The sequence below is a fragment of the Streptomyces sp. NPDC002138 genome, from assembly GCF_040296485.1.
Taxonomy (GTDB): Bacteria; Actinomycetota; Actinomycetes; order Streptomycetales; family Streptomycetaceae; genus Streptomyces.
The window spans coordinates 1-6,000 of the sequence record NZ_JBEOXE010000137.1 but is presented as its reverse complement, the minus strand read 5'-3'; the positions used below and the strand labels follow the sequence as shown (position 1 = coordinate 6,000).

Here is a 6,000-nt window from a genome sequence, read left to right as displayed (position 1 = left end):
GGCCCGGGCCGGCCGCCCCCGGCGGGCCGCCGGCCCGCCGGGGGCGGCGGGGGGGGGCCGGGGGGGGGCGGGGCGGCGGCGGGGGCGGGGGGGGGGGGGGGGGGGGTGTGGTGTGGGTTTGGCTGGCCCTCCGGGGGCGCCTCAATCGCCGGCGGGGCTGAATATCGGGGGCGTTGTGTGGGTTGGCGGGGCTGGGGTGGGGTGGGGGTTGGTGGGGCTGGGTGGGCGTCGTGTGGGTTGGGGGCCCTCCGGGGGCGCCTCAATCGCCGGCGGGGCTGAATATCGGGGGCGCTGTGTGCGTTGGCGGGCTGGGTATAGGGGCGCTGTGTGCATTGGCGGGGCTGGATGTAGGGGGCGTTGTGTGGGTTGGCGGGGCTGGATGTAGGGGGCGCTGGGGGGGGACGGGGTGGGTCAGGGGGTGGATTCCGCTGTGGAGAGGGTTTGGAGGCGGGTGCGGATGTGGTGGCGGGCCGGGGTGCCCGACGTGGTGCGGGGGATGGTGGGCAGGGCTTCCAGGCGGCGGATGCGTTCGCCTGCCGAGAGGCGGGCGTTGGCCCGTTCCGCGATCGAGTCCAGGGTGTCGAGCAGGCCCAGGGGGTCGCGCGCCGGGACGTCGGGGCGCAGGACGACGCCCGCCCAGACCAGGGCGCCGCGCGCCGGGTCGGGCCAGTCGGCGACGACGCACTCCGTCACCCGCGGGTCCTCGCCGAGGACCCGCTCGATCAGGGACGGCGCGATGAGCACGTCGTCGCAGGTGAAGACGGAACCGAGGCGGTCGACGACGTACAGCCCGCCGTCCGCGTCGAGATAGCCCACGTCGCCCGTGGACAGCCAGCCGTCCGCCCCGCAGTCCGCCGTCAGCTGCGGCCCGCGGATCTCCACCTCGCCCGTCGACCACACCGGCACCGGCTGCCGTCCGGCGGGCGCGACCACCCTGCACTCCGTGCCCGGCAGCGGGAGGCCGACCGCGCCCAGGTCCGGCCGGGAGCCGGGGACCTGGTGGTGGGAGAGGGTGCACACCTCGCTCAGGCCGTACCCCTGCAGGACGGGCGCGCCCAGGACGTCGCGCAGCCGCCGCGCGGTCGCCGGTTCCAGCGGCGTGCCGCAGGAGAGCACCGCGCACAGCTGCGGACCGGGCAGCTCCGGGTGGCCGGGCGTGAAGCGCCGGTCGGCGGCCAGCCGGGTCAGCCGGGTCGCGAGCCCGTAGTAGTGGCCCGCGCCCACCCGCGCGGCCAGCGCGATCCCGGCCCAGGGCGCCGGGTCCTCGCACAGCACCTGCCAGGCGCCCGCGTGCACGGCGGCGTTGAGGTGGGCGGGATGGTAGAGCGGCAGGTGGTTCACGGTGACCGAAGAGGCGTCCAGGCCCTGGGCGATGGCGGTCTGCGCGGCGCCCGCGATGAGATTGCGGTGGCTGGAACGGACCCCTTGCAGCCCGGTCGGCCCGGTCCCGGCCGCCCCGGCGTGCGCGGTGAACTGCAGGCAGGCCACGGAGTCCACGTCGACCGGCGGCCCCGTCCGCAGCGGCGCGTCCGGTACGCCGGCCAGCGCGGCCGACAGCGCCACCGCCGACCCGGGGGTGACCTCGCCGACGGCGTCCGTCACCACGATCGTCCGCAGGTGCGGCAGTTGGTCCTCCAGCTTGACCAGCAGCTCGGCGAGGGCCGTGGGCACGAAGGCGATCTCGGCCCGGGCCGTGGTGAGGATCTCGTGCAGGGCGGCCGGACCGGTCAGCGGGTCGAGGAGCGCCAGCAGGTGGCCGCTGCGGATCGTGCCGTAGTAGACGGCGGGGAACACCGCGTCCAGGCTCGCGGCGGCCGCGACCACGGCGCCGGGACCGGACGCGAAACGGCGTACGCAGTGCGCGATCCGGTCCGCCTCCCGGTCCAGGGCGGCGAAGCTGAGCGTCGTACGGGCGGTGGTGACGGCCGGTGCGTCAGCCCCGCGCGCCGCGGCCCGCCGCAGCAGGTCGTCGAGCGGGTTCTCCAGGTACCTCAGGATGGGCACGTGCGACCTCCTGGCTCCGAACTGGCTCCGAACGGCGCTCCTCGCGGCGGGCCGGTGATGACCCATCACTGTCCGCGCCCCCGCTGGACGGGGGCTGGAGAGGCTTTGGAAGCGGACTGGAGGTCGGGGGCGCGGTGCTGCGGCCCGCCGGGGCACGACGAAGCCCGCCGTACCCGGGGGCAGGGCGGGCTCGCGCGGCGCGCGCTCGTTCAGGCGGCGAAGAGGTCGAAGGTCGAGGTGTGGCGGGGGCCCGCGAAGACGTCGAGCTGGGGGTCCACGGACAGCATCGCCTGGTGCAGGCGCTGCAGTTGCGGCGAGGGCTCCACGCCCAGGTCCTCGATCAGCCGCATGCGCAGCTTGCGGTACACCTCCAGTGCCGAGGCCTGCCGGCCCGAGCGGTAGAGCGCGACCATCACCTGGGAGTGCAGTCCCTCGTGCTGGGGGTGGCGCGCGGTCAGTTCGGTGAGCTCGGCGATCAGCTCGGCGTGCCGGCCGAGGCGCAGGTCCGCGTCGATCCGCCGCTCCACGGTGACGAGCCGGCTCTCCTCCAGGCGCATCACCTCGATGTCGAGGATCGGCCCGACGCGTACGTCGACCAGGGCCGGCCCGCGCCACAGGTCCAGCGCCGCCTTGAAGCGGGCCGCCGATACCTGGCTGTCGCCCGTCTCGAAGGCCGCCTGGCCCTCGCGGATCAGGCGCTCGTAATCGTGTACGTCGACACTCTCTTCCGGGATCTGCAGCAGATAGCCGCCGTGCCGGGTGGCCAGTACCTCCTTGGCCCCACCGGGCGCGTCGGGCCCCATCGCGGTGCCGAGGCGTCTGCGTAACTGGAGGATGTACGTCTGCAGGGTGGTCAGCGCGCTCTGCGGCGGCTGGGTCCCCCAGATCTCCTCCATGAGGGTGGGCACCGGCATGACGCGCCCGGGATAGAGCGCGAGCAGCGACAGAACCTGCCGTGGTTTACCCGCGGTCGGAACGATGGATCCCCCGTTGACCTCGGCACTCAACGGACCCAGAACCTGAATCCTCACGGTCTCCTCCGTACTCGTCGAGTTCCTTGTCTTTTCCGTCCGGTGGGCAGAAATCTGCCCCCGCTCCAGGCACGCTAGCGGGGGCCACAGGCTTTTCTCTATTTCCTGTAGTGGTCCTTGAGCGCCTTTCCATGGCGCCCTATCAGGAATGGTACGGATCCGGCCTGTACGGCCTCTTTGCAGGTCAGAGCGGGCTGGATACCGTTGTGGACGGGTGTCCGGAGGAAAGCGGTACCTGATATAGATCAACTTTCCGGGGGGCGAGAAGATCCGCGAATGTTCCCCAATTATCGGTAAAGGATTCGAGGGGTGTTGCGTGCGTGTTACGCGGGAACGGACGCCTGTATTCCGCCGACGGGCTCCGGCAGCGGGAAATGCTGGGGGTCGCGGCGGCTCCACGGGAAGCCGTGGTTGAGCTGGATCACCGCGTCCTGCCCGGGGTCGGCGGGCACCGCGACGGCGACCAGCACCCCGGGGACCGGCTCCAGCTCGATGAACCACCACGGGCGGGCGGTGTCGTCCTCGGGCGGGACGAAGGCGCGCACGCCGCGCTCGTCGTCCATCGTGAACACGAAGCTGTCGAAGGGCAGGCCGAGCCCCAGGCCGCGGGCCTTGGAGTACGCCTCCTTGAGCGTCCACACGCGCAGCGCGCGCCGGTCGCGCTCGCGCCCCGGGGGCAGGGCGTCCACCCAGTCGCGCTCCTCGGGCGCGAAGGTGCGCACGATGGTCGTGATGGCCTGGGCGTCGCGGTTGTCCATTCGCTCGACGTCCACGCCGATGCGCTGGTGGCGCACGATGCCGAGGAGGTTGTAGCCGCCCGCGTGGGAGAGGTTGAAGTCCAGCTGGGCCCCGCCGCGCGGCAGGGCGTCGGGGGCGGGCCGCAGGAAGGGGCGCCCGCGCGCGGAGCGCCAGATGACCAGCTCGGCCTCGGACAGGCCCGCTTCCAGGGAGAGGGCGCGGCGCACCAGGGTGTGGGCGATCAGGTACTGGCTGCGGTCCCGCTCGAAGAGGAACTTCCCCGCGGTCTTGTGCTCGTGGGCGTCCAGCCAGTGCCCGGCCAGCAGTCCGGCGAGGGCCGGGCTGACCTCGTCGTTGGGGCACAGCCACAGCGTGACCGCCTCGGCGGTCGGGCTCTGGGCGGCGGCCGCCTCGACCAGCTGCTGCCGGTTCGTGCCGCCGCTCACGCGAGGTCTCCCCGCTCGCCGCGGGCGGTGTCCGGCGGCCCGGCGAACCAGAAGGGGCGGGGGCGGGCCGCGGTCGGCGGGAGGTCGAGCGCGGGCCGCGCGGCGGGCGCCCGGTCGGCGACGAGGACATCGACCCCGGCCAGCCAGAGCCGGGTGAGCTGTTCGAGCCGGGCGCCCCGCCAGAGCGCGCCGACGTAGGCGCGGGTCTCGTCGAGGTCACCCAGCAGCAGCGGGTCGCGGGCGGCCGCGGCGCGCAGATCGGCGCTGCGGACGGGGGGCGCGTACGCGTCGTTCTCCTCCGGGAGCCCGCTCGGCGCGGCGAAGGCGGCCAGCGCGCTCGCGAGACCGGGTACGTCGGTGGCGACGACGGCGAGACGGCAGTCCATCGGGGCCCGGCCCGAGCGCAGTTCGCCCGCCACCGCGTCCAGGTCGCAGACCGCGCCGCGGGCCGCGCCGTCGGGGGAGGTCAGCCAGCGGGCCAGGCGCCCGGCGGTGGCGCTCAGGTGCGCGGGGGTGGGCGCCGACAGCAGCACCAGCCGGGGCCCGCCGCCGGGCTCCGGGGCGCGGGCGGGCGGGGCGGGTGCCTCCTCCAGGACGAGGACGGCCTGCGGCGCGCCGTCCTCGTGTACGCCGACCAGGGCGCGGCGGGGCGCCCCGGCGGGCCAGGGGGCGGGCCGCGCACGGCCGGTGGCCGCTCCGGTGGCCGCTCCGGGAGCCGCTCTCGGGGCCGGGAGCAGGGTGGCGTGGCGCAGTTGGAGCACGGCCCGGGCCAGCGCGGCCGCACCGGTGGCGGCCCCGGCCCGGCCGACGGAGGGCGCGACGCTCCGGGCGTCCTCCGTCACGGCGACGGTGTCCGCGGGGACCCGGGCCGCGGCCAGGGCCCGCCGGACGAGGCTCTCCCGCAGGGGAGCGTGCGGCCCGCGCCCGGGGTGGCCGACCGCGCTGGAGAGCACCACCGCCCGCACGCGGTCGCCGTCGGCGTGGGCGGCGGCCAGCGGCCGGAGCAGCACGGCCGCGACCCCCTCGCCGTCCCCGGACCGCAGCCGGCCGGGGTGCAGGCGCAGTTCGGCGGCGCCGACGAGGGCGGCCGCGCACTCGCCCGCGCGCAGGGCGGCGAGGGCGTGGTGCAGGGCGGTGAGGAAGGAGGAGGCGCCGGTGTCCACGCTCTGGCTGGGACCGCGCAGGTCCAGCAGCCGGGAGAGCCGCCCGGCGGGGTCGCCCTGCGGGGTCCCGGCGGGGGCCAGCAGCGCGTAGTCGTGGGAGGTGACGGCGGTGTAGACGCCGATGCTGCGGGTCGCGGTGGCGCCGTCGGGGGAGCCGAGGGCGTCCAGCCGGGCCCCGGAGTAACCGGCACCCTCCAGGACCTGCCGGGCACTCTCCAGCAGCAGCCGCTCCTGCGGGTCGAGCCCGGCCGCGGCGGCGGGGTCGATGCCGAAGAGGTCGGGGTCGAAGGCGTCGATGCCGTCGAGGAAGTGGCCGGTGGCGGGGGCCGCGGTGGCGGCCGGGGCCGGGGCCGGGGCGACCGCCGGGGCGTCCTGGTTCGCGGTCGCGGTCGCGGCCGCGGTAGTGGTAGCGGCGTCGGCGGATCCGGCCGGGTCCGGGGCGGCGGCCGCGCCGGGGGCGCCCCGGCCGTCCGGGACCGGCGTGAGGCGCGGGGTGCCCGTGGCCGTCCCCCGGCCGGGGCCGGCCAGGCCCGGGCTCGCGTCGGCCAGGCCCGGGCTCGCGCCGGGCGGGGCCGGGCTCGCGCCGGGCGGGGCCGGGCTCGCGCCGGGCGGGGCCGG

General features: G+C 76.2%; 4 protein-coding genes. All 4 read right to left on the bottom strand.

The genetic code is table 11. The features are described from left to right. Positions 1-411: 411 nt before the first annotated feature. Positions 412-2,004: a class I adenylate-forming enzyme family protein gene (locus ABT084_RS37570; RefSeq protein WP_351054250.1), complete on the bottom strand. Its 1,593-nt coding sequence runs from the start codon at positions 2,002-2,004 to the stop codon at positions 412-414. Positions 2,005-2,213: 209 nt separating this feature from the next. Next, positions 2,214-3,035 carry an AfsR/SARP family transcriptional regulator gene (locus tag ABT084_RS37565; RefSeq protein WP_351054248.1) on the bottom strand — a complete coding sequence of 274 codons (822 nt, stop codon included), beginning with the start codon at positions 3,033-3,035 and terminating at the stop codon, positions 2,214-2,216. Between the two features lie 323 nt (positions 3,036-3,358). Further along, positions 3,359-4,219, bottom strand: coding sequence for a 4'-phosphopantetheinyl transferase family protein (locus ABT084_RS37560; protein ID WP_351054245.1), 861 nt, complete (start codon positions 4,217-4,219; stop codon positions 3,359-3,361). After that, on the bottom strand, positions 4,216-6,000 hold a 1,785-nt coding region (locus ABT084_RS37555), incomplete at its 5' end, for a beta-ketoacyl [acyl carrier protein] synthase domain-containing protein (RefSeq protein ID WP_351054242.1). The genes ABT084_RS37560 and ABT084_RS37555, both read right to left, overlap by 4 nt.